Origin of the sequence: Aeromonas sobria (genome assembly GCF_006243315.1) — a bacterium.
GTDB lineage: Bacteria > Pseudomonadota > Gammaproteobacteria > Enterobacterales > Aeromonadaceae > Aeromonas > Aeromonas sobria_A.
The window spans coordinates 28,612-51,263 of the sequence record NZ_NKWE01000063.1 but is presented as its reverse complement, the minus strand read 5'-3'; the positions used below and the strand labels follow the sequence as shown (position 1 = coordinate 51,263).

The following is a 22,652-nucleotide window of genomic DNA, read 5'->3' as shown; positions in this document are numbered from 1 at the left end:
ACGTGGGTAATATCCCCAAGAGAAAGCATGTCTGTTCAACCAACTATTTCTGCTGAAGAGCTGAGTGACAAAGGTCACTGGCTGCGTAAATTTCGCAAGGCGAAAAACCTCAATACCCTGCAATTGATGGTCTCCAATGCCATCGACAAACACCATAAAACCCCTGCCGTTGCTGCCGCCATCTATCTGGCCGAATGTCAGCGTGAGCGGGAAATGGAACAGGGTCGTTTTCTCGATCGTTAATTCTCCGCTGTTGGTTATCTCATGCTGTTGTTGATCGATAACTACGACTCTTTTACCTGGAACCTGGTGCAATATTTCGGCGCTCTGGGACAAGAGGTTGTGGTCAAGCGCAATGATGAACTGACCCTTGATTCCATAGCGCAGCTCTCCCCCCGTTTTCTGGTGATCTCCCCCGGTCCCTGTACGCCCAATGAGGCGGGGATCTCTCTCGACGCCATTAGCCATTTCGCTGGCAAGCTGCCCATTCTTGGCGTCTGTCTTGGTCATCAGTCGCTGGCACAAGCCTTCGGCGCCCGCGTCGTGCGTGCCCGCCAGGTGATGCATGGCAAAACCTCGCTCATTCGTCATCGTGGAGAGGGGGTCTTCAAGGGGCTCAACAATCCGTTGCGGGTGACCCGTTATCACTCGTTAGTCGTTGAACGCGAGAGTTTGCCTGATTGCTTCGACATCACCGCCTGGAGTGAGCATGCCGATGGCTCGTTTGACGAGATCATGGGGCTACGCCACAAGACGCTCCCTATCGAAGGGGTTCAGTTCCATCCGGAGAGCATTTTGAGCGAGCAGGGCCATCAACTGCTGGCCAATTTTCTGGCGCGTTCATAAAAAATTGTGATCGCCTTCTCAAGTTCGAGAGAAGGCAAAAAAAATCTCCCTGACACTTTATTCACCCCCCTCTCTTGTCCAAATTATCTCTTGCCAATCAACCCTGAGTCGTTATGCAATGCGGTTGCCTAAAATCTCAAGGGCAATCGAACATTGTTCCTCATGGGCTGGCTTGTTACAGACATTTTACTTTAGTTCTGTGATAATCCAGCCACGTTTACATGGATTTAACTTTTGGGCGGCAGATTATTCTGTCGCTGATTTGAAGGAGAGTTGTATGTCAGAGTTGTTGGCAGTGACACGTGAAGTGTTTGATGAAGTGATGGTTCCCAACTACGCCCCCGCCAAGATCATCCCGGTGCGTGGTGAAGGGTCACGTGTCTGGGATCAGGAAGGGCGCGAGTATATCGACTTCGCCGGTGGTATCGCCGTCAATGGCCTTGGCCATTGTCATCCCAAGCTGGTCGAGGCCCTGAAAACCCAGGGCGAGAAGCTGTGGCACCTCTCCAACGTGATGACCAACGAGCCGGCGCTGCGTCTGGCCAAGAAACTGGTCGCCGCCACCTTCGCCGACAAGGTCTATTTCTGCAACTCCGGCGCCGAGGCAAATGAAGCGGCCCTCAAGCTGGCTCGCCGTTATGCCATCGAGAAGTTTGGTGAGCAGAAGACCCAGATCATCGCTTTCCATCAGGGCTTCCACGGTCGCACCTTCTTCACCGTCAGCGTCGGTGGCCAGGCTGCCTACTCCGATGGCTTCGGTCCCAAGCCCGGTGACATCACCCATGTTCCCTACAACGATCTGGCTGCGCTGGCTGCGGTTATCTCCGACAACACCTGCGCCGTGGTGATGGAGCCGCTGCAAGGGGAGGGGGGCATTATTCGTCCCACCGACGAGTTTGCCAAAGGGGTACGCGAGCTGTGCGACAAACACAATGCCCTGCTGGTCTATGACGAAGTGCAGTCAGGGGTCGGCCGTACCGGTGATCTCTACGCCTATATGGGTCTTGGCATCACGCCGGACATCCTCACCAGCGCCAAGGCGCTCGGCGGTGGTTTCCCCATCGGCGCCATGCTGACCACCGACGAGATCGCGGCTTACCTGAAAGTGGGCACTCACGGCTCTACCTACGGCGGCAACCCGCTGGCCTGTGCGGTGGCCGAGGCGGTGATCGACGTGATCAATACCCCCGAAGTGTTGGCGGGCATCAAGCAGCGCGAACAGCTGTTCCGCGACGGGCTTGAGGCGATCAACGCCAAATACCACTGCTTCAGTGAAGTGCGTGGCAAGGGTCTGTTGCTGGGTGCCGCCCTGAACGATGCCTACAAGGGGCGTTCGCGCGACTTCCTGCTGGCCTCCATCGATCAGGGTTTGATGGCACTGGTGGCCGGCACCAACGTGATTCGTTTTGCCCCTTCACTGGTGATCCCGGAAGCGGATATCAAGGAAGGGTTGGCCCGCTTCGAGAAGGCGGTTGCCCAGGTGGTTAACGCCTGATTCCAAATTGAGGTGGGGAGCTCTCCCGGCAGGAGCCGGGCCCCCACCTGTCGTCAATGAAAGGGAGTTGTCATTTATGTTGGTTATCCGCCCCATCGAGCAAAAAGATTTTGCCGGGCTCAAGATTTGCGCCATCGAGTCCGGCACCGGCATGACCTCGTTGCCCGTCAACGATGATCTGCTGCAGCGCAAGATAGACGCCTCTACCCAGACCTTTTCCGACAAGCCCGCTGGCAAGGGCGATTGCCTTTATTTCTTCGTGGCCGAGGATCTGGAGAGTGGCGAGATGGTCGGCACTTGCGCCATCGATGCGGCCGTGGGCCTCTCCCAGCCGTTTTACAACTACCACATCGGCAAGGTGGTGCACTCGTCCCCCAAGCTCGGCATCTACAACGTCGTTGAAACCCTGACTCTCTCCAACGACTACACCGGCAACTCCGAGCTCTGCACCCTGTTCTTGCGCGAATGTGCCCGTGAGGGGATCAATGGCCGGCTGCTCTCCAAGCACCGTTTTCTCTTTATGGCCGAGCACCCGGAACTGTTTGACGATACCGTCTTCGCCGAGATGCGCGGTGTATCCGACGGCGATGGCCACAGCCCCTTCTATGAGTGGTTGCAGACCCACTTCTTCTCGATGGATTTTCCCACCGTCGACTATCTGACCGGCATCGGCAAGAAGCGTTTCATTGCCGAGCTGATGCCCAAGTACCCCATCTACGTCAATTTGCTGAGCAAAGAGGCGCGGGCCGTCATTGGCCAGACTCACGAGAAGACCCGCCCTGCCATCAAGATGCTGCAGGATGAGGGCTTCGTGAACCGTGGCTATGTCGATATCTTCGATGCGGGCCCCACCGTCGAGTGCGACGTGAAGAATATCCGCAGCGTACGCCGCAGCAAGAAGCTGCGGGTGCTGGTGGGTGAGCCCATCGGTGGCAAGACCCACCTTATCTGCAACAGCCGTTTCGAACATTACCGCGCTTGCTTCGGCAATATCCGGGTCGATCTCGACAAGCACGAGGCCATCATCCCGCCCAAGATGGCGACGGCGCTCAAGGTGCAGGATGGCGACATGGTGCGGGTGGTTGACCTCGACTGAGGCAAACAGGACAAGCAAACCGATTATCAGACAGGCAGCCGAGGCTGCCTGCCAGCGACAGGGAGTGAATGGATGAGCCAGTCAGTACAATTTATCGACGGTCAATGGCTTGCCGGTGAAGGCAAGCCGTTCGAGTCAAAGGATCCGGCAAAGAACGAGGTGATCTGGCAGGGGGCTGCCGCCAGCGCGGCGCAAGTGGACGCCGCCATCAAGGCCGCCCGCGCCGCCTTCTATCATTGGGCTGACATGAGCCTTGAGGATCGCCTGGCCATAGTGCGTCGTTATGCCGACCTGCTCGGCGAGCAGAAAGAGGTGCTGGCGCTGACCATCGCCCGCGAAACCGGCAAACCGTTGTGGGAGACCCGCACCGAAGTGGCGGCCATGCAGGGCAAGATTGCCATCTCCATCCGGGCGCACGACGAGCGTACCGGCACCGTTGAAAATGCCATGCCGGGCGCCAAGGCGTTTGTCCGTCACAAGCCCCACGGCGTGGTGGCGGTGTTCGGCCCCTACAACTTCCCGGGCCATCTGCCCAACGGCCATATCGTACCGGCGCTGATTGCGGGTAACGCCGTGGTGTTCAAGCCTTCCGAACTGACCCCCATGGTGGCCGAAGCCATGGTCAAGGTGTGGCAAGAAGCTGGGCTGCCCAAAGGGGTGCTCAATCTGGTGCAAGGGGAGGTCGAGACCGGCAAGGCGCTGGCTGGCAACCCCGATATCGACGGCCTCTTCTTTACCGGCTCCTCCCGCACCGGTCATTTCCTCCATCAGCAGTTTGCCGGTCAGCCGGGCAAAATTCTGGCCCTCGAGATGGGTGGCAACAACCCGCTGATCGTCAAGGATGTGAGCGACATCGACGGCGCCGTCCATGCCATCGTCCAGTCGGCGTTCATCACCTCGGGTCAGCGCTGCACCTGCTCGCGCCGTCTGTTTGTCGAGCGCGGTGAGCGTGGCGATGCGCTGGTCAAGCGACTGCTCGAGGTGGTCAGCCAGATCAAGGTCGGCCTCTATGACGCCGCCGAGCAGCCCTTTATGGGGGCCATGATCAGCGAAAGAGCGGCGCTGGGCATGGTTGAGGCACAAGCCAACCTGCAGCAGCTGGGCGGCGAAAGCCTGCAGGTGCTTGAGCACCTGAAAGCAGGCACCGGCTTTGTCTCTCCGGGCATTATCGATGTGACCCAAGTCGCCGCACTGCCTGACGAAGAGTATTTCGGCCCGCTGTTGCAGCTCATTCGCTACGACGATTTCGATGCCGCCATCGATCAGGGCAATGCCACCAGCTTCGGTCTATCGGCTGGCCTGCTGGGTGATAACGAGGCGGACTGGCAGCACTTCTTCAAGCGGATCCGCGCCGGTATCGTCAACTGGAACAAGCCCATTACCGGCGCCTCCAGTGCCGCGCCGTTTGGTGGCGTGGGTGCCTCCGGCAATCACAGAGCGAGCGCCTACTACGCCGCGGACTATTGCGCGTATCCGGTTGCTTCAGTTGAAGACAGCAAAGCCGCCATGCCGGATCAACTGTCGCCCGGCCTGCGCTTCTAATAACAACACGGGGCATCCAGCGGTGCCCCGACCTGTACCCGCAATCAAAGGAAAGAGAGATGCAAAAGGATATCGACACCCTGTTCAGCCATCTGTGGGACAACTACATCAAGGTGACCCCGAGCGCCCTCAAGGTGCACACCCTGCTGGGTGGCGGCGAGCCCATCATCAACGATCACGTAGCGTTTCGAACCTACAACCTGCCCAAGCTGGGGCTGGAGAAGCTGGCGGCCCACTTCCTGGCGCTCGGTTACGAGCAGAAGGGCGAGTATGTCTTCAAGGCCAAGAAGCTCTACGCCAAGCACTTCGAGCATAAAGATCCCGATGCCCCCAAGGTGTTTATCAGCGAGTTGAAGGTCGAAGAACTCTCCCCAGCGGCGCAGGCGATCATCCACCAGCTGGCGGATCTGGTGCCCGATCATCTGACCGATACCCCGGCATTTCTCTACACCGGCGCCCCTTGGCAGGTCTCCTATGCCGATTACCAGACCCTGCTAGGGGAGAGTGAATACGCCGCCTGGATGGCGGCATGGGGCTATCGTGCCAACCACTTCACGGTCAATATCAACAAGTTGAAGGATTTCGACACCATCCATCAGGTCAATGGAGCGCTGAAAGCGGCGGGGTTCATCCTCAACAGCGTGGGTGGCGAGGTGAAAGGGGACCCGCAGGTGATGCTGGAGCAATCCTCCACCATGGCCGACAAGGCTGACGTGCCGTTCAGCGATGGGGTACGTACTATTCCGAGCTGCTTCTACGAGTTTGCCCTGCGTTATCCGCAGGCCGACGGTGTGCTCTATCCGGGTTTTGTCGAAGCGTCGGCCGACAAGATCTTTGAATCGACTAATGCCATGTAGCAGGTCATGTAACGGGGACAACCCTGTTCAAGTCGCAACGCCTCCTCACCGGAGGCGTTTTGTTTGGAGCCTGGTCGCGTTACGGGGCTTGCCGGAAGCAGCAGAGCTGAACGGAGCTGAATGGCGCGTCTTTGGCAGGGAGTTGTTGATAAAAATGTGAACGAGATCACCAGAATGACTACATATTGGCGCTGGCAAAAGACTCAAAAGAGGTAGAATGGCGCTTTGTTTTTGCGGGGCCAATCGATGCCAAATTATCAATTTTTCAAGCAGGGTCAGGCGCTTACCTATCTCGATGCCAATGTCCCCAGCTATAGTGATGAGCGTCGTCAACTGGTTGAGCAGGGCTTTGCCGCCATCGCCCCTCCCACCTTCGCAGATACCCCCGCCGAAGCCCTGGCACTGCTGCGCAAGCATCAGGGGTTGCAGGATGAGGCGCAGAGCGCCGTTTGACTGATAGTTGCCGCTATACCTGCGGTGATAGCCGGTTTGCCAGAGAACTGAAAAGCAAAATGGTGCCATGACAATGACACCATTTGACGGGTTGGCCTGATCGCCCCTGAGCCGCTTATCGCTGGTGCAGATCACCTTCGATGACCAGCACGGTATCCATCCCTGCCGCTTTACCTGCCTCAAGCCCGATCCGGGTATCTTCAAACACCAGACAGTTGGCCGGATTGGCGCCGAGCCGCTCGGCCACCTGTAAAAAGGTGTCGGGGTGCGGTTTGTGGTTGGTGACATCATCGGCGCTCACCACCACCGAGATATAGGCATCGAGCCCGGTGCTTTTCAGGATGGAATCCGCCTGACTGCGCGGTGAGCCGGTGCCAATCCCCATCTTCACCTTGCCGTGATAGTGCCTGACCAGCTCCCACATCTTGGGAAAGACGCTGACCTTGTCGATATGTGCCATGTAGAGGGCAATCTTGCGACGGGTAAAGGCCTCGACATCCACCGTTAGCCCCTGCTGCTCGGCCAGCATGGCGATGATCTTGCGGGTGGGAATGCCGCCGTATTGATAGAGCTGCTCCCGCTCGAAGGGGATGCCGAACTCGGCGCAGGTGAGCTCCCAGGCATCCAGATGGAGGGGCATGGAATCTACCAAAGTGCCATCCATATCGAAAATCAGGGCATCGTAGTGATCAAACCCGTACTGCTCACGCTCGCTCATGGGGGCTCCTCGGATCAAATAGGGCAGGCTAGCAGAAACGGTCGGCGCTTTGTGGGATCTGCTTCATGATTGGGCTGATTGTGGCCGCCGTTTTTTCTCTCTCTTGCTGATTTGTGAGACAATAATCCGTTCATTGCCGGATACTTTGGCATATCAGATCAGCGAGTCCGCTTATGACCTCGAAAATATCCCCTAAAACTATCTTCTCCAGTGTGGCGCTGGTGATCGCGCTCGGTTCACTGGAAAAGAGCATAGTCACCACCCCGCTGCCCATGATTGGTGCCGAGCTGCACGCCGGTGCCGCCCTCACCTGGGTGGTGACCGCTTACCTGCTGGCGGCTACCGCCGTGCTGCCCCTCTACGGCAAACTGAGTGATCTGTTTGGCCGGGTGCGGATGCTCAATATCGGTATCGGTCTGTTTCTGGCGGGCTCGGTAGCCTGCGCCCTCTCTCAGGATCTGCCGACCCTGCTGGCGGCCCGGGTGCTGCAAGGATTGGGCGGTGGTGGCCTGATAGCCCTCGCGTTTACCGTGATTGCCGACACCATACCGCCACGAGAGGTAGGCAAGTATCAGGGCTACATCTCGGCGGTCTATGCGGTCTCCAGCATCGCTGGCCCGCTGCTGGGCGGCTACTTTACCGAGCAGCTCAGCTGGCGCTGGATCTTCTGGATCAACCTGCCGCTCGGGGCGCTGGCGATCTTCCTCATCAACCGCAACCTCAAGCAGCTCAACGTACGCCGTCATAGCCGCTTCGACTGGAAGGGGGCGGCGCTGCTCATTACTGTCACCACCCTGACCCTGTTGCTGCTTTCGCCGGAGACGGCCCTGCCCGCCGTCTGGCTGGCGGGTGCACTGGCGGTCTCGCTGCTGTTGCTGATCCTGATTGAGCGACGGGCTCACGATCCTATACTGCCCGCCCATCTGGCGCGCCTGCCCGGTTATCTGGTGAGTGTGCTGCTGGTGATGCTCTCCCAGCTGCTGATGTTTGCGGTGCTGGTCTATCTGCCGTTGCAGATGCAGTGGCAGAAGGGGCTGAGCGCCAGTCAGAGCGGGGTGAGCATGGTGATCTTCATGATCTGCATCACCGCCGGGGCCTTTGTCGGCGGCAAGCTGATCGGTCGCACCGGCCACTACAAGAGCTTTGTTGCGGTGGGGTTTGCGCTGGCAGCGGTGGCGTTGTGGCAGATCCACTTCGATGCCTGGGTCAAGCTGGCCCTCGGGTTTGCCGGTATTGGTCTGGGTCTGGTGCTGCCCGCCCTCTCGGTGGTGGTACAGAATGCCCTGCCACGGGAAGATCGCGGCATCGGCATGTCGCTGTTCAACTTCGGGCGTGAGCTTGGCGGTGCCGTCGGCGTGGCCATCTGCTCCATGCTGTTTCATTTCCGCCTGCCAGCCGGCAGCGATGGCGATCTGAGTCGGCTCGCCCCCGATCTGCTGGCCCCGGGCTTCAGCGCGACCTATATCGGCATGGCACTGATCGCCACGCTGGCGCTGCTCATCACCCTGCTGGCGTTGAAGCGCCACGAGCTGGCCTCCATCAGCGCCTGATCCGGCCTGCGCCGACATAGGCTCACCATAGCTAGCATCAGGGCTCCCCGCGGGGAGCCCTGATTGTTATTTGGCGAATAGCGTGGCTGTTGCCATCAAGCCATTCTCAGGTTACTCCTGCGCCGGACTCTCCTTGCCCGCCAGCTGGCTCAGCCAGGCGAAGCGGCGGTTGGCCTCCTGCTCAGCCTCTTCATAGAGCTGGCTGGCCACCTCAGGCAGCTGGCGCTCCAGCCGCTGGAAGCGGGGCTCATGGCGCAAGGTCTCGGCCAGCGAGGCATTGGGGGCCCGCGAGTCGAGCGCCAGCGGCAGTTTGCCCTCGTCAGCGCGGCGCGGATCGAAGCGGTAGAGGGGCCAGAAGCCGGTGGCGGTCAGCTGCTTCATCTGCTCATGGCTCTCGGCCATGTCGTAGCCATGCTCCTCGCAGGGGCTGTAGGCGATGATGAGCGAGGGGCCCGGATAGGCTTCCGCCTCCTGAATCGCTTTTACCGTCTGGTTCATCTGGGCGCCGAGGGAGATCTGCGCCACATAGACGTGGCCATACATCATCACGCTGGCCCCGAGATCCTTGCGCGCCTTGCGTTTGCCCTGCTCGCCAAACTTGGTGATGGCCCCAAGCGGGGTCGCCTTTGATTGCTGGCCGCCGGTGTTGGAGTAGCACTGGGTATCGAGCACCAGCACATTGATGTTCTCCCCCAGACTCAGCACATGGTCGAGCCCGCCAAAGCCGATATCGTAGGCCCAACCATCGCCGCCGATGAGCCAGACCGATTTTTCCACCAGATAGTCCGCATCGCGAGCCAGCTCAAGGGCCTCCGGGGCCTTGCTCTGTTGCAGCAGCTCCCGCAGCTGCTGGATATGGGCCCGCTGCTCGGAAACCGGCAGGGTGGCATCGCCGAGCGCCTCGCGCAGCGCTGTCGGAATGGTGTCGCCCAGGCTCGCCAGCAGACGGCGCACCCGCTCCCTGTGCTGATCGACGGTAAGACGGAAGCCCAGTCCGAATTCGGCGTTGTCTTCAAACAACGAGTTGGCCCAGGCCGGCCCGCGCCCGTCGGCGTTGGTGGTGTAGGGGGTGGTAGGCAGGTTGCCGCCATAAATGGACGAGCAGCCGGTGGCGTTGGCTATCAGCAGCCGATCGCCATAGAGCTGGGTCAGCAACTTGATATAGGGAGTCTCGCCACAGCCGGAGCAGGCGCCCGAGTATTCAAACAGCGGCGAGATGAGCTGGGAGGTGCGGATGTCGATGCGTTCCAGCTGCTCGGCGCTGCGCTCTGGCAGGTCGAGGAAGACGTCGTAGTTGGCCTTCTGCTCGTCGAGGTGATCGAGCCGTGAAGCCATATTGATCGCCTTGCGATCCGGGTTGCTGCGATCCTTGGCCGGGCACACCTCGACGCAGAGGTTGCAGCCGGTGCAATCCTCCGGCGCCACCTGCAGCACGTACTGCTGGCCGCGCATGTCACGGGATTTCACATCCAGCGCATCGAGAGTGGCGGGGGCGGCGGCCAGCGCATCCGGTTCTACCACCTTGGCGCGAATGGCCGAGTGGGGACAGGCGGCGACGCAGTAGTTGCACTGGGTACAGAGCTCCGCCTCCCAGATGGGGATCTCCTTGGCGATATTGCGCTTCTCCCAGCGGGTGGTGCCGACCGGCCAGGTGCCATCCGGCGGGAAGGCGGAGACCGGCAGGCTGTCACCCAGCCCCGCCAGCATGGCGGCGGTGACGGTCTGGACAAAGTCGGGGGCCTTGGCCGAAACCACCGGCGGGCGCGGGCGGCTGGCGGGATCCAGCTCGCCAAGTGGCACCCGGGTCAGGGCGGCGCAGGTTGCCTCCAGAGCCTGCCAGTTGCGTTCGACCAGCGCTTGTCCCTTGCTACCATAGCTGGTGGCGATGGCCTGCTTCAGCAGGCTGGTCGCCTCTGCGGGGGGAATGATGGCGCTGAGCTGGAAGAAGGCCATCTGCATCACGGTATTGATGCGGTTACCGAGCTGGCAGTCGCGGGCAATCTTGGCGGCGTTGATGATGTAGAAGTGCGCCTCTTTCTCGCGCAGGGCATGCTGCACCTCGCTGGGGAGGCGCTGCCAGATCTCCGCTTCGCTGTAGGGGGTGTTGAGCAGGAAGATGCCGCCCGCTTTCAAGCGTTCCGCCATCCGGTACTTGTCGACAAACTGCCACTGATGGCAGCCGATAAAGTCCGCCTCTTCCACCAGATAGGCCGATTGCAGCGGCCGCTCGCCCACCCGCAGGTGAGAGACGGTGAGGCCGCCCGCCTTCTTGGAGTCGTAGACGAAATAGCCCTGCGGATAGAGGTCGGTGTGGTTGCCGAGGATCTTGATGCTGTTCTTGGCCGCCGAGACGGTGCCGTCGCTGCCAAGGCCGTAAAAGAGCGCCTCCAGCTTGTGTTGCTGGCCGTGAATGAGGCTTTGCGAATTCAGCGCGAGCAGCGGTAGTGAGAGACCTGTGATGTCATCGAAGATGCCGACGGTAAAGCGCGGGCGCGGGTTCTCTTGTGCCAGTTCGGCAAACACCGCCAGTGCGCAGGCGGGGCCGAACTCCTTGGAGGAGAGGCCGTAGCGACCGCCGATGACCCGCGGCAGGCTTGTCCGCTCGCCCCGGCTGACCGCTTCGGCCAGCGCCGTCATCACGTCGAGATAGAGGGGCTCGGCCTGTGCACCCGGCTCCTTGGTGCGATCCAGTACGGCGATGGAGCGGGCACTCTCGGGAATCGCGGCCAACAGGTGCTCGGCCGAGAAGGGACGGAACAGCCGCACCTTCACCAGACCTACCTTCTCACCTTGGGCCAGCAGGCGCTCGATCACCTCTTCACAGGTGCCGATGGCCGAGCCCATCAGCACCACAATCCGCTCCGCCTGCGGGTGGCCGACATATTCAAACGGCCGGTAGTGGCGGCCGGTCTGCTCGCCAAAAGCCTGCATCGCCTCGCTCACATGGCCATAGGCGGCGTCATACCAGGGGTTGCTCGCCTCCCGACACTGGAAGTAGGTGTCCGGGTTGGCAGCGGTGCCGCGAATGACCGGTTTGTCGGGGGTGAGCGCCCGGTCGCGATGTGCACGGATGGCATCTGCGGGTAGCAGGGCGCGCAGGGTGTCGTCAGCGAGCGGCGCTATCTTGGCGATCTCGTGAGAGGTACGAAAGCCGTCGAAGAAGTGGATAAAGGGGAGGCGGCTGTTGAGGCTCGATATCTGGGAGATCAGGGCAAAGTCCTGCGCCTCCTGCACATTGCTGGCACAGAGCATGGCACAGCCGGTCTGGCGCACAGCCATCACGTCCGAGTGATCGCCAAAGATCGATAGCGCATGGGTCGCCACGGTGCGCGCCGCCACATGCAGCACAAAGGGAATCAGTTGACCCGCCAGCTTGTAGAGGTTGGGGATCATCAGCAGCAGCCCCTGCGACGAGGTAAACGAGGTCGCCAGCGCGCCGGTTTGCAGGGCGCCGTGGACGGCGGCGATGGCGCCCCCTTCCGACTGCATCTCGACAACCCGGGGCACATCCCCCCAGAGGTTCTTGCCCCGCTCGCTCGACCAGGCCGACGACTGCTCAGCCATGGACGAGCTGGGGGTGATGGGGTAGATGGCGATGACTTCGCTGGTGCGGTACGCCACCGAGGCGACTGCGTTATTCCCGTCTGTGGTGATCATGTGTAATTTACTTAATGATTAGAAAAATATGTTCAGCTGTCAGAGTAAAGTGTTTCCCCATTTTTATGAGGAGAAATGTTATTTTGAAAGTTAATTTATTAATCCTGTCTGGATTTTCACCAGACAGGATGGATTAAATATTTTTTAATAAATATCTATCATGCTGCTAGATATGTATATTGATTTATTGTTAAGCTGTTTGGTTATCCAATAGATATGTTATTTAACTGTTCATGCGCATTGGCATAACCAGCCTGTTGAGCATCTGGCCCCATATCAAGCCCTTCTGCAACCACTAAATTAATATCGGTCATGCCGAGAAAACCCAAGACATGTTGCAGATATGGTAGTTGGTAGTCTTCTGGCATACCAAGATAATTACCTCCTCGGCTGGCTGCCAGATAGACTTTTTTTCCATGTACTAACCCCATCGAACCATTCTCGTCATAACTGAACGTTGTGCCAACACGACAAATAGCATCAAGCCATGCTTTAAGTTGTACAGGTATGCCGAAGTTATACATCGGCGAGCCGATCACGATAATGTCAGCGTCCATTACTTGTTCAATCAAAATGTCATCAAGCATGACTCTGTTTTTTTGCTCAATGGTACGATCTTGTGGTTCCGTAAATAATGCGTTTAACGTAAATGTATCAATGAGTGGATGTGGTTCTTTAATCAAATCCCTTTGCGTTACCTGAATATCAGGATAGGCTTCCTTAATTTTATTGGTTATTTTATTGGCCAACATGGTTGATGATGATTCGGAGCCTCTTGGACTAGAAGTGATTTGTAATAGTTTCATTTTACAACCTCATACATTGTCGTTTATGGAGTTTAGTGCCTTTTTATCGGCCACCCTTGAAAAAGATCTGCAAATATTACCATCAGCGGAAATGTGACAGATAACAGACTAGGTGCTAACCACATTGCTATGGTCGACTGTTCAACATTCCCTAGCCACAGAGTTGCTAATTTTATATATAGTGATGACATGCCAATACTGAGTAAAAAAGATAGTGTTGTTAATATAATGCCTCGCCATGGCTGTCTTATATTAATGGATGGTAGACCTTTAAACATGACCTGTATAATAAAACAACCGAAAATCAATGACACACATAGTATATTGACAAAGTAAGTTATATTTACCTCGCCAAGAATTATAAAGCTATAGTAAAAACAGAATGTAAAGAGAGTAATAAAAACTGTTTTTAACATACCACTAAATGGCTGCGTAGCTAAAATAGGTGCTCGATCGTATAATAATGTTATTGGCCAAGAATCAAACTGGTTGATTAGCATCATGGGTATAACTGCGCTAACCATAACAGCCAATACGATCTCGTATGGGTATAGTCCTTTTGGCATATCAATACTAGTTGAATTTTGAAAGTTCATAAGAAAAGAATAAACGAAATAATTTAAAAAATATGTAAAAATCAATAAACATAAGCCGATGATAAATTTATTTCCAGATAGCTTGTTAAATGGCCATGATTGAAATATTGTTAACATATAAAGACAAACAGGCACTGAACCAATTACAAAGACAGCCGTATTCACATGGCCTTTCATCAATTCCGAGTCGATGAATATCCATAGTCCAACAACAACAAAACTTCCAACGAAAATACACATAAAAAGATATGACAATCCTCTCCATGGTTGTGGGAGGCTAGAAATAAATTGTGGATAGTTACATTCCCAAGCAATGCTTATTAACATAAAGCTGGGGACCATGGAAACGATAATTATCGTCATTACACCTGCGAGAATATCAATTGGTGTGATAAGTGATATAACTAAAGATACTGTCACCACGAAAACAGTAGATAAAAAATCAATCATGATTTGGCTATTTTTTTCTCGAGTATCCATAACCACCCCAATATATTGATGTCAAAATAAGTTATACGCCAATGATAAGGTGCGTAAACAATAGCGACAACTATCAAAAATGAGTTATATTGTTCCATTAATGGAATAATGGGGGCTCATTTATGCCTGTAGATGCAAATGATTTGACACTATTCGCGCAACTGATCGAAGCTGGTAGTTTCACTAAAGCCGCAGATAAAATTGGTTTGCCAAAATCAACCCTTTCTCGACGTGTGGCATCACTCGAAGCCTCTTTAGGGGAGCGGTTGATAACCCGCAATACTAGACAGATTGTCATTACCGCCTTTGGTGAACAGATACTAGAGTCGTCTAGATGTATTCTTAGCGAATTGGATGCTGTAGATGGACTCATACAGGGTAGGCAGACTACTCCGTCGGGGCTTCTGCGAGTTTCATTGCCGGTTGATTTTGATGAGCTGGATTTGGCGACTCTAATTGAGCGATATTCAACCAAGCTACCTAATGTACGGTTGGAGTTGGATATATCTTCACGCCGAGTGGATCTTGTTGAAGAAAAATTTGATTTGGCTATTAGAGTATCAAAGCAACGGCCAGAAGAAGCTACTTTATTGTCAAGAAAAATCTGTGATATTAAGTGTGCTTTATATGCATGCCCTGACTATCTTGCTCGTTATGGCGTCCCAACCACCCCTGATGTCTTAAACGAACATATCGGTCTTGGATTGGGGGGGAATGCTCGTAATGTTCAAAAGTGGTTATTGAAAAATAACGATGGTGATATTTGGCAAGGAGTTCCGACGGGGCCACTTATTGTTAATTCACCTTATTTGCTTCGCGATATGGCTCTGCGAGGCTTTGGTATTACTGGATTAAGTGAACATAAAGCAAAGCCATTCTTGGATAGTGGCAAGCTAGTTCGTGTTTTACCTGAATGGTGGTTACCTACAGCTTCTGTGTGGTGTGTTCTTCCTACTCGTCGCCTTTTGCCAGCCAGAATCTCTGAATTTATCGAGATGCTACGTGACTCGTTATCTTCTAGATTTTGAATCAGAGTTATCCGGCTGTTTTAATTCAGTAACAGGCACACCACACATTGGTAAGGGGCGAAGAGCTGAGCAGGTTCGTTTGGATAATTACTCATCAGCAGGCCTATATCGCCCTCGACTTTATCGAAGTGGGGCATCGGCAAGGGGTTCGCCGTGAGATTGGCGAGCAGCAGCAGGGTGTGCTGCTCTCCGCTGGCCGGATCCTGCCAGTGGCGGCGATAGCTGATGCGCTCGGGATCATCCCCATCCAGCAGCTCGAAATTGCCGTGGCGAACGACAGGGTGAGCCTTGCGCAGGGCGATGAACTGGCGATAGCAGTGAAACGGCGAGTCGGGGCGGGTCAGCTGCTCGGCGGCATTTATCTCGACGTGGTTGGCATTGAGGGCAATCCAGGGCGTGATGGTGCTGAAATCGGCGTGGGGGCCAGCGTTCCACTGCATCGGGGTGCGGGCATTGTCGCGGCCGATGGCATCAAGCCGCCGACTCAGCTCGGCAGGATCCAGCCCTGACTGGCTGGCGCGGTAGTTGATGGCCTCCACATCGCGCAGCTCGCCCGGCTGCCAGTGGCGGTTGGTCATGGCGAGCTCCTCCCCCTGATAGATGAAGGGGGTGCCCTGCATCATGTGCAGCACCATGGCCCACAGCCTGGCGCTGGTTTCACGCCATTCGGGCCTGTCATCGCCAAAGCGGGAGACGGCGCGGGGCAGGTCGTGGTTGCCGAGAAACAGGCTGTTCCAGCCACGCCCGTGTAGCCCTTGCTGGTGGCGGGCCATGGCTCGCTTGAAGGCGAGGGGATCGAAGCGGGATGACCACTTGTCACTGCCCAGCCCCAGATGCTCGAAGTTGAACACCATGCTGAACTCGCTGCCATCTATGCTGGAGTAGCGCTGCATATGGGCGAGATCGGCTCCCCAGGTCTCCCCCACCGTGATGATCCCCTTGCCGCCGAAGCTCGCGGCATTGAGCTCGCGGATATAGTCGTGCAGGTGCGGGCCGCTGCTCATGGCAAGCCGGTCCCACTCCTTGCTCACCATATCGATCACATCGAAGCGAAATCCCTTGATCCCTTTGCCCAGCCAGAAGTTGATCACCTCTGCCATTTCGGCACGCACCGCCGGGTTGTCCCAGTCCAGATCGGCCTGACTGGGATCGAAGTTGTGCAGGTAGTAGCGATCAAGCGCTGGCACATACTGCCAGCCGCTGCCGCCAAAAATCGAGGTAATGGGGTGAGCATCGACAAAGGCTTGATCCCGGAATACGTAATAACCCTGATAACGGGGATCCCCGGCCTGCGCCTTTATAAACCACTCATGCTCGGTGGAGGTGTGGTTGGCAACGATATCCATCATGATGCCGATGCCGTGGGCGGCCGCTTCGGCTATCAGCAGCTCCATCTCGGCCAGAGTGCCGAAGACGGGGTCGATGGCACGGTAGTCCGCCACGTCGTAACCGTTGTCCCGTTTGGGGGAGCGATAGATGGGGGTGAGCCACAGCATATCGACCCCGAGGGTGGCCAGATAACCGAGGCGCTGACGAATACCGTTGATATCGCCCAGTCCGTCGCCATCGCTGTCCTGAAAGCTCATTGGGTAGACCTGGTAGATGACGCAGCTATCGAGGTCGATATCGGGAGTGTGGAGGGAGTGCGTATTCATCAGCGTGGCCGGTTGGGGAGAAGATTTTCTATCTTACGCAGATGAACGGGCAGTCAACAGGGCTGAGGAAACCTTGAAAAGGGTTCCATTGTTGGCTGATTGCCAAAAGTGCGGGAAGGGTCACAAAGGTGCCATCCCGGGCCACGGCTGTGGTCGGGATGACACGGCACTTAGCGCTGATACTCTGCAGGAATACAGGTTATTGAGCAGCCTTGGCCTGCTCGCTGCGCTGCTCCTGCTGGCGCTCTGCCTTCTCTTGTTGGCGTTCCGCTTGTGCTTCCAGCTCCTTGCCGAGGAAGTAGTTCAGGAAGGTACGGATCACCGCGATGATGGCAAGACGGATCAGCTCCTCCTTGCTCGGCGCGATCGTGGTGGCCAGGATGTCGGCGGCCAGCTGGAACTCCAGCGCCAGAATAAGCCAGCTGCCAAAACAGAGGCGAATGCGCGGAAAGCCGGGTTGGTGATCCCGCACTCTTGCCGCCAGCCAGAGGGTCTTGCCAAGGCCAATGACCACACAGGCGATGGAGATGATCTCCAGCAGCAGCTGGAACAGCTCGACCCCGTGCATCATCCCCTCTTTCAGGCTCGCTATCTCAAACACTCGGGTCACCTCCATGATTCAAAAGAGGAAACTATTAACACATCGCTCGGCAAAGGCCAAATCCGGTTCAGGCAATCAGTTTGAATTCAATCACATAGAGCGGCGGCAGATCGGGGTAGATATCGCGGATCACCTGTTTGAGCTCTGGGAGGGTCATGTTCTCCTGACGGGCATGCTCGTCATTCAGTTCATCGAAGGCTATTGCGTTGACGGAGATCACCTCGATGGTGCCAAAGGGCTGGTGCTCCGGGTTGGTAAACAGCGCCAGCCGCTGGCCGGGTTGCCAGTTGGCCTCGCTCTCGTCGCGGATGGTGATGGTCTTGCGGCCCGCCTGGATATCGGCAACGAAGCGGCTGAAGAAGGTGAATTCGGGATAGGGATGGGCAGACATGGTGCCTCCTGACAGGGTGAATTGAAATGAGGTTAATGGAAATCAAAGATCGAGATAGGCGCGCAGCCTGGCCAGATCGGCGATGACGGGGCCGTCGCAGCTGTCGGCGACTATGCCCTGCTCGACCAGCTCCTTGAGGGCGCGGCGGTAGACCCGCTCTGTGGTGCCGAAGCGCGCCGCCTCGTGGGCCCGCTTGCGTGATCCCAGCATCGGAGTGCGCTGGCGCTCACGCCATAGCTCATAGGCGATGTTGTAGGCGATGGGATGGAGCAGTCGGCTGGTGGTGATCTCCAGCGTATCGAGATAGTCGCTGGCGAGTGCGGCGGCGAAAAAGAGGGTCAACTCGGGTTCTGCCAGCAGGCGCTGGGCCAGTTTGTGGGCGCAGATGACTCGGGCATCCAGCTCGGTCTCGGCCACCACGTTCCACTGTACCGGGGTGGCGCTGAAGAACTCCATCTCGCCGAAGATTTGGCTGTGGCACTCAATTTCGCCAAGCTGGAAGCGGCGGCCAGAGTGTACCGTGCTGTTGAGGGAGACCCGGCCATGTTCGACCAGATAGAGCTGCTCGCTCTGCTCCCCCTGGCGCATGATCAATTCGCCCGGCAGGTAGCGGCGCAGAAACAGGGTGCAGGCGTCGAGCGCCGCGGCAAAGCGGGGTTCAAGCTGCTGGAGTTCGGCGTGAAAACGGCCGAGGGGGTAGGGCTGTTGCTGCATGACTTGCCTGTCGCACCGGATGACGAGGGCCATGAGGCTAGCAAGAGTGCGGGCCGGATACCAGCCCGCACGGTAGCGGATGTGCCGCAGTTAACGGTTTGCGGTTTATTGCACCAGAGCGTGGAGGGCGGCGGCGATGGCTTGCTGCTCACCGGCCATCATCGCCTGTTCGGCGCTGGCGTAATCCGCTACCCCTTGCTGCACATCCTGCTCGAACAGCACCACGTTGCAGAGCACGGCGGCGACCCGCACCTTGCGCAGGCGACCCACGGTCAACAGGGAGGCGGTCTCCATGTCAGCGCCCAGTACACCACGGGCATGCCAGTAGCGGCACACCTCCTGCTCATCATCCCGATAGAAGCTGTCGTGGGAGCGTACCAGCCCGTGCCAATGAGGCTGGCTGCCGGTCGCCACATGGTTGAGCAGGGCCGCTTGCAGCCAGATATCGGCGCAGGCAGGGTACTCGGCGGGCAGATAGGCCTGTGAGGCCCCCTCATTGCGCACAGCGCCTTCTACCACGATAAGGTCGCCAAGGCCGATGTCGTGTTGCAGAGCACCGGCGGAGCCGACCCGAATGAGCGAGTGGGCGCCGGCTTGCACCAGCTCCTCCAGCGCTATGATGGCCGAGGCACCGCCAATGCCGGTGCTGCAAACCGTGATGGGCTGCCCCTGATAGGATCCGTTGATGAGGCGAAACTCCCGGTTTTGCCCCAGCACCTCACACTCTTCAAGCTGGCTGGCGATGCGATCGACCCGGGCCGGGTCGCCGCACAGTACCACCCGCTCGGCAATCTGGTCGGGGCGGCACTGAAGATGGGGTAATAGCGTCATGGCTTACAGACCTTGTGGCTGGCGCTTGGCGGCAATCACCCAGAGGCGGGTGCCGTTGGCGGCGATAAACAGCAGGATCAGGTACTCCAGCGACATGGCGTAGACGCCCTGCGCGGCATAGACACCGATACTGATGATGTTGATGACGACCCAGAGGATCCAGTTCTCCACGTATTTGCGGGTCATCAGGATCTGGGCGACGACCGAGAGCACCGTCATGCTGGCATCCCAGAATGGGAAGGCATCGGGGGAGGGCTCGGGGGTGGCAAGGTTGGCACCAAACAGGTTGAGCAGGGAGACCGAGGTGCGCGCCAGGGTGGCGAAGACCGGGTCGATATAGCGGGTCAGCAGGGCGATGGCCAGCACGCTCACGGCGGCGGTCATTATCAGCTTGGATTTGCTGAGCCAGCGGATCTGCAGGGTATCCCCCTGATCGTTGGCCGGGCGGGTCCAAGCGTACCAGCCGTAGACGTTGGCGCAGAAGAAGAACAGCTGCAACATCAACAGTCCGTAGAGCTGGATCTGGAAGAAGATGATGGCAAACAGGCTGACGTTGATCAGACCGAACAGGTAGTTGATGGTCTTCTCCTGACTGGCGAACCAGATACAGGCCAGCCCGAACAGGGTGCCGATGGCTTCAATCCATGACATGGCATAGCCGCCACCCAGCGGGATGGTCACTAGCGTGTTATTGATGCTGAACAGCTCGAATATGCTCATTTTCTGATCCTTGGGCATGAGGGTTAGTATGCGAGGGCGCCATTCTAAGGGGTGAGGGGGAGGAGGGGCAGGACTTTTGTCCGCCCCGGGCTTGGCCCATATCAAAGAAATCGCCGCTGGTGCCCGGTTATTCCAGCAGTGATGGGTTATGGGGGCCCGGCGGGCCGGACTTTATTGATATGTAGCAAGATGATAGCGCCATGGCTGTGGTCTGATAGAGTCCACTCTCCGGGAGGAGAATCACGTGATTACAGGAGGTTGTATTGAATTCCGAGCTTGTCTGGGTGCTCTGTCTGCTGGCTGGCGCCATCTATCTCTTTATGACCAACAAGGTGCGCATGGACGTGGTCGCCCTGGGCGTGGTCATCCTGTTTGTGCTGAGCGGCACCCTCACCCTGCCGGAGGCGCTGGCGGGTTTTAGCGATCCCAACGTCATTCTGATTGCCGCCCTGTTTGTGGTGGGTGAGGGGCTGGTGCGCACCGGCATAGCCTATCAGGTGGGGGACGCGTTGGTGAAGGTGGCGGGCAGCAGCGAAACCAAGCTGCTGGTGCTGCTGATGGTAGCGGTGGCGAGTCTGGGGGCTGTGATGAGCAGCACCGGGGTGGTGGCCATCTTTATCCCGGTGGTGCTGAGCGTGGCGAACCGGATGGGGATCCCGGCCGGTCGCCTGATGATGCCCCTCGGTTTTGCCGGGCTGATCAGCGGCATGATGACGCTGGTGGCCACGCCCCCCAACATGGTGGTCAACAGCGAGCTGATGCGTCACGGCATTCACGGTTTCGGGTTCTTCGATTTCACCCCCATGGGCGTGCTGATCCTGGGGCTGGGCATCCTCTACATGCTGCTGGTGCGCGGCTCCTTGGTGGGTGAAGGGGAAGAGGGTAAAGGCAAGCCGACCGGGCGCCGCACTCTGCGCGATCTGATCCGAGACTACCGACTGGCCGGTAGGGCCCGTCGTCTGGCGCTGCGGCCTGACTCCCCGCTGATTGGTCACACCCTGGACGAGCTGCAACTGCGCGCCCGTTATGGTGCCCACGTTATCGGGGTGGAGCGCTGGCGCAAGTTTCGCCGGGTGATGGTGCCGGTGTCGGGGATCAGTGAATTTCAGGCCAAGGATGTGCTGCTGATCGACATGTCAGATCCTGCGGTGGATGTGCGGGAATTTTGCAGCGAGGCGCGGCTCGAACCGATGATCCTGCGCGGGGAGTACTTCTCCGATCAGGCTCGGGAGGTGGGGATGGCCGAGGTGTCACTGATCCCCGAGTCCAAACTGTTGGGCAAAAGCGTGCGGGAGGTGGCCTTTCGTTCCCGCTATGGTCTGAGCATGGTAGGGCTGCGCCGCAACGGCGAGGCGCTGGCGGGCAAGCTGGTGGATGAATCGCTACAGATGGGGGACACCCTGCTGGTGGTAGGGAACTGGAGTCACATCAGACAGTTGCAGACCCACAGCCGCGACTTTCTGCTGATGGGGCTGCCCGCCGAGGTAGACGAGATGGCCCCCGCCCGCAGCCAGGCGATCCATGCCCTCTTTTGTCTTGGGGTGATGATCCTGCTGATGGTGACCGATCCGGTGCCCAACGTGATTGCGGCGCTGATCGCCTGTCTGCTGATGGGCAAGTTTCGTTGCATCGACATGGAGAGCGCCTACAAGTCGATCCACTGGCCGACCCTGATCCTCATCGTCGGCATGCTCCCCTTCGCGCTGGCGCTGCAAAAAACCGGCGGGGTGGACCTTATCGTCGGCGGCTTGATGAATGCGGTGGGGGAGATGGGGCCGCGGGTGATGCTGGCCAGCCTGTTTGCCCTCTGTGCGGTGATCGGGCTGTTTATCTCCAACACCGCCACCGCAGTGCTGATGGCGCCCATTGCGCTGGGCACGGCGCAACAGATGGGGGTCTCGCCCTATCCGTTTGCCATGACCATCGCCATTGCCGCTTCGGCTGCCTTTATGACGCCGGTCTCATCACCGGTCAATACCCTGGTGCTGGGGCCGGGCAACTACAGGTTCGCCGACTTTATGCGGATTGGCGTCCCCTTTACGCTGCTGGTGATGGCGGTGAGTGTGGTGGCGATCCCCTGGTTCTTCCCGTTCTGATCAGCGGGTGGATGGAGGTGCATACAAGCGGCTTGCGGGCCGCTTTTTTGTGGCTGTGAGACGGGATTGGCAATGGCTGTTCGGGATGAGTGAGGAGGGGGTTTGCCGCGCAGGATGGCGGTATTGGTTCGAGAGAAAAGCCAAATCGCGGATACAAAAAAACCAGCCTGGGCTGGTCTGATTGTTACTACTAATAATGGTGCGGAAGGAGAGACTCGAACTCTCACACCTTACGGCGCCAGAACCTAAATCTGGTGCGTCTACCAATTTCGCCACTTCCGCAATACTAATGGTGGCTATGACGGGATTCGAACCTGTGACCCTCGCATTATGAGTGCGATGCTCTAACCAACTGAGCTACATAGCCTTCTTGTGTTCGACCAGAGTCAAATACAAGCAAAAATCGCTGGGTACCGGGTTTGAACCTAGGCACGTTGACGAGATCAAGATCTCGCACGCTTACCACAGCAAGTCATCAACATAGTCAATGACAGGTAATAATGGCTGGGGTACTAGGATT

20 protein-coding genes and 2 tRNA genes are annotated in these 22,652 nt (G+C 57.6%); 10 read left to right on the top strand and 12 right to left on the bottom strand.

Annotated elements, in window-relative coordinates:
- Positions 1-27 precede the first annotated feature (27 nt).
- From CF137_RS19320 to CF137_RS19290, 7 genes are all read left to right on the top strand, one after another.
- A complete protein-coding gene (locus CF137_RS19320) occupies positions 28-243 on the top strand; it encodes a hypothetical protein (protein ID WP_042020416.1) in 216 nt (71 codons plus the stop codon).
- Positions 244-264: 21 nt separating this feature from the next.
- Positions 265-846: an aminodeoxychorismate synthase component II gene (locus CF137_RS19315; protein ID WP_042020418.1), complete on the top strand. Its 582-nt coding sequence runs from the start codon at positions 265-267 to the stop codon at positions 844-846.
- 277 nt (positions 847-1,123) lie between these two features.
- Positions 1,124-2,341, top strand: a complete 1,218-nt coding sequence (locus tag CF137_RS19310) for an aspartate aminotransferase family protein (RefSeq protein WP_139721035.1) — start codon at positions 1,124-1,126, stop codon at positions 2,339-2,341.
- Between the two features lie 76 nt (positions 2,342-2,417).
- Positions 2,418-3,437, top strand: coding sequence for an arginine N-succinyltransferase (gene astA / locus CF137_RS19305; RefSeq protein WP_139721032.1), 1,020 nt, complete (start codon positions 2,418-2,420; stop codon positions 3,435-3,437).
- A gap of 72 nt (positions 3,438-3,509) precedes the next feature.
- A complete protein-coding gene (gene astD, locus CF137_RS19300; protein WP_139721030.1) occupies positions 3,510-4,979 on the top strand; it encodes a succinylglutamate-semialdehyde dehydrogenase in 1,470 nt (489 codons plus the stop codon).
- A 59-nt stretch (positions 4,980-5,038) separates the two neighbouring features.
- Positions 5,039-5,836, top strand: a complete 798-nt coding sequence (locus tag CF137_RS19295) for a DUF1338 domain-containing protein (protein ID WP_139721028.1) — start codon at positions 5,039-5,041, stop codon at positions 5,834-5,836.
- A gap of 246 nt (positions 5,837-6,082) precedes the next feature.
- Entirely contained in the window at positions 6,083-6,289 is a 207-nt protein-coding gene (locus CF137_RS19290; protein ID WP_042020427.1) for a hypothetical protein, read from the top strand.
- A gap of 115 nt (positions 6,290-6,404) precedes the next feature.
- Here CF137_RS19290 and CF137_RS19285 read toward each other — a convergent pair whose 3' ends face one another.
- A complete protein-coding gene (locus CF137_RS19285) occupies positions 6,405-7,007 on the bottom strand; it encodes an HAD family hydrolase (RefSeq protein ID WP_101325479.1) in 603 nt (200 codons plus the stop codon).
- 173 nt (positions 7,008-7,180) lie between these two features.
- Here CF137_RS19285 and CF137_RS19280 point away from each other — a divergent pair, with 173 nt between their 5' ends.
- The gene (locus CF137_RS19280) at positions 7,181-8,557 is read left to right on the top strand and encodes an MDR family MFS transporter (RefSeq protein ID WP_193556574.1); all 1,377 of its coding nucleotides are present in this window, start codon (positions 7,181-7,183) and stop codon (positions 8,555-8,557) included.
- A 111-nt stretch (positions 8,558-8,668) separates the two neighbouring features.
- On the opposite strand, the gene nifJ is transcribed toward CF137_RS19280, so the two are convergent.
- From nifJ to CF137_RS19265, 3 genes are all read right to left on the bottom strand, one after another.
- Complete coding sequence (gene nifJ, locus CF137_RS19275; protein ID WP_139721026.1) at positions 8,669-12,214, bottom strand: pyruvate:ferredoxin (flavodoxin) oxidoreductase; 3,546 nt, start codon at positions 12,212-12,214, stop codon at positions 8,669-8,671.
- 203 nt (positions 12,215-12,417) lie between these two features.
- Positions 12,418-13,020 (bottom strand): FMN-dependent NADH-azoreductase, encoded by a 603-nt coding sequence (locus CF137_RS19270; protein ID WP_139721024.1) that lies wholly within the window; start codon positions 13,018-13,020, stop codon positions 12,418-12,420.
- A 32-nt stretch (positions 13,021-13,052) separates the two neighbouring features.
- Positions 13,053-14,096, bottom strand: coding sequence for a hypothetical protein (locus tag CF137_RS19265; protein WP_139721022.1), 1,044 nt, complete (start codon positions 14,094-14,096; stop codon positions 13,053-13,055).
- A 122-nt stretch (positions 14,097-14,218) separates the two neighbouring features.
- Here CF137_RS19265 and CF137_RS19260 point away from each other — a divergent pair, with 122 nt between their 5' ends.
- Positions 14,219-15,124 (top strand): LysR family transcriptional regulator, encoded by a 906-nt coding sequence (locus CF137_RS19260; protein WP_101325476.1) that lies wholly within the window; start codon positions 14,219-14,221, stop codon positions 15,122-15,124.
- 20 nt (positions 15,125-15,144) lie between these two features.
- On the opposite strand, the gene CF137_RS19255 is transcribed toward CF137_RS19260, so the two are convergent.
- From CF137_RS19255 to pnuC, 6 genes are all read right to left on the bottom strand, one after another.
- Complete coding sequence (locus tag CF137_RS19255) at positions 15,145-16,779, bottom strand: alpha-glucosidase (RefSeq protein ID WP_139721020.1); 1,635 nt, start codon at positions 16,777-16,779, stop codon at positions 15,145-15,147.
- A gap of 199 nt (positions 16,780-16,978) precedes the next feature.
- Positions 16,979-17,380 (bottom strand): DUF1622 domain-containing protein, encoded by a 402-nt coding sequence (locus CF137_RS19250; protein ID WP_162515989.1) that lies wholly within the window; start codon positions 17,378-17,380, stop codon positions 16,979-16,981.
- A 67-nt stretch (positions 17,381-17,447) separates the two neighbouring features.
- Complete coding sequence (gene yqfB / locus CF137_RS19245) at positions 17,448-17,771, bottom strand: N(4)-acetylcytidine aminohydrolase (RefSeq protein ID WP_139721017.1); 324 nt, start codon at positions 17,769-17,771, stop codon at positions 17,448-17,450.
- 42 nt (positions 17,772-17,813) lie between these two features.
- The gene (locus CF137_RS19240) at positions 17,814-18,485 is read right to left on the bottom strand and encodes a Crp/Fnr family transcriptional regulator (protein WP_139721014.1); all 672 of its coding nucleotides are present in this window, start codon (positions 18,483-18,485) and stop codon (positions 17,814-17,816) included.
- Positions 18,486-18,590: 105 nt separating this feature from the next.
- Positions 18,591-19,316 (bottom strand): nucleoside phosphorylase, encoded by a 726-nt coding sequence (locus CF137_RS19235; protein WP_139721012.1) that lies wholly within the window; start codon positions 19,314-19,316, stop codon positions 18,591-18,593.
- Positions 19,317-19,319: 3 nt separating this feature from the next.
- Positions 19,320-20,036 (bottom strand): nicotinamide riboside transporter PnuC, encoded by a 717-nt coding sequence (gene pnuC / locus CF137_RS19230; RefSeq protein ID WP_139721009.1) that lies wholly within the window; start codon positions 20,034-20,036, stop codon positions 19,320-19,322.
- Positions 20,037-20,299: 263 nt separating this feature from the next.
- Between pnuC and CF137_RS19225 the strand changes: the two genes are divergently transcribed.
- Positions 20,300-22,132, top strand: coding sequence for an SLC13 family permease (locus CF137_RS19225; RefSeq protein ID WP_139721007.1), 1,833 nt, complete (start codon positions 20,300-20,302; stop codon positions 22,130-22,132).
- A gap of 197 nt (positions 22,133-22,329) precedes the next feature.
- Here the strand turns inward: CF137_RS19225 and CF137_RS19220 are convergent.
- Positions 22,330-22,414: transfer RNA gene (locus CF137_RS19220), tRNA-Leu, on the bottom strand.
- Positions 22,415-22,422: 8 nt separating this feature from the next.
- Positions 22,423-22,499: transfer RNA gene (locus tag CF137_RS19215), tRNA-Met, on the bottom strand.
- Positions 22,500-22,652: the final 153 nt, after the last annotated feature.

Bases quoted from the DNA above. Each gene is read 5' to 3' on its own strand.
- CF137_RS19320 (WP_042020416.1), top strand. From the start codon at position 28: ATGTCTGTTCAACCAACTATTTCTGCTGAAGAGCTGAGTGACAAAGGT.
- CF137_RS19315 (WP_042020418.1), top strand. From the start codon at position 265: ATGCTGTTGTTGATCGATAACTACGACTCTTTTACCTGGAACCTGGTG.
- CF137_RS19310 (WP_139721035.1), top strand. From the start codon at position 1,124: ATGTCAGAGTTGTTGGCAGTGACACGTGAAGTGTTTGATGAAGTGATG.
- astA (WP_139721032.1), top strand. From the start codon at position 2,418: ATGTTGGTTATCCGCCCCATCGAGCAAAAAGATTTTGCCGGGCTCAAG.
- astD (WP_139721030.1), top strand. From the start codon at position 3,510: ATGAGCCAGTCAGTACAATTTATCGACGGTCAATGGCTTGCCGGTGAA.
- CF137_RS19295 (WP_139721028.1), top strand. From the start codon at position 5,039: ATGCAAAAGGATATCGACACCCTGTTCAGCCATCTGTGGGACAACTAC.
- CF137_RS19290 (WP_042020427.1), top strand. From the start codon at position 6,083: ATGCCAAATTATCAATTTTTCAAGCAGGGTCAGGCGCTTACCTATCTC.
- CF137_RS19285 (WP_101325479.1), bottom strand. From the start codon at position 7,007: ATGAGCGAGCGTGAGCAGTACGGGTTTGATCACTACGATGCCCTGATT.
- CF137_RS19280 (WP_193556574.1), top strand. From the start codon at position 7,181: ATGACCTCGAAAATATCCCCTAAAACTATCTTCTCCAGTGTGGCGCTG.
- nifJ (WP_139721026.1), bottom strand. From the start codon at position 12,214: ATGATCACCACAGACGGGAATAACGCAGTCGCCTCGGTGGCGTACCGC.
- CF137_RS19270 (WP_139721024.1), bottom strand. From the start codon at position 13,020: ATGAAACTATTACAAATCACTTCTAGTCCAAGAGGCTCCGAATCATCA.
- CF137_RS19265 (WP_139721022.1), bottom strand. From the start codon at position 14,096: ATGGATACTCGAGAAAAAAATAGCCAAATCATGATTGATTTTTTATCT.
- CF137_RS19260 (WP_101325476.1), top strand. From the start codon at position 14,219: ATGCCTGTAGATGCAAATGATTTGACACTATTCGCGCAACTGATCGAA.
- CF137_RS19255 (WP_139721020.1), bottom strand. From the start codon at position 16,779: ATGAATACGCACTCCCTCCACACTCCCGATATCGACCTCGATAGCTGC.
- yqfB (WP_139721017.1), bottom strand. From the start codon at position 17,771: ATGTCTGCCCATCCCTATCCCGAATTCACCTTCTTCAGCCGCTTCGTT.
- CF137_RS19240 (WP_139721014.1), bottom strand. From the start codon at position 18,485: ATGCAGCAACAGCCCTACCCCCTCGGCCGTTTTCACGCCGAACTCCAG.
- CF137_RS19235 (WP_139721012.1), bottom strand. From the start codon at position 19,316: ATGACGCTATTACCCCATCTTCAGTGCCGCCCCGACCAGATTGCCGAG.
- pnuC (WP_139721009.1), bottom strand. From the start codon at position 20,036: ATGAGCATATTCGAGCTGTTCAGCATCAATAACACGCTAGTGACCATC.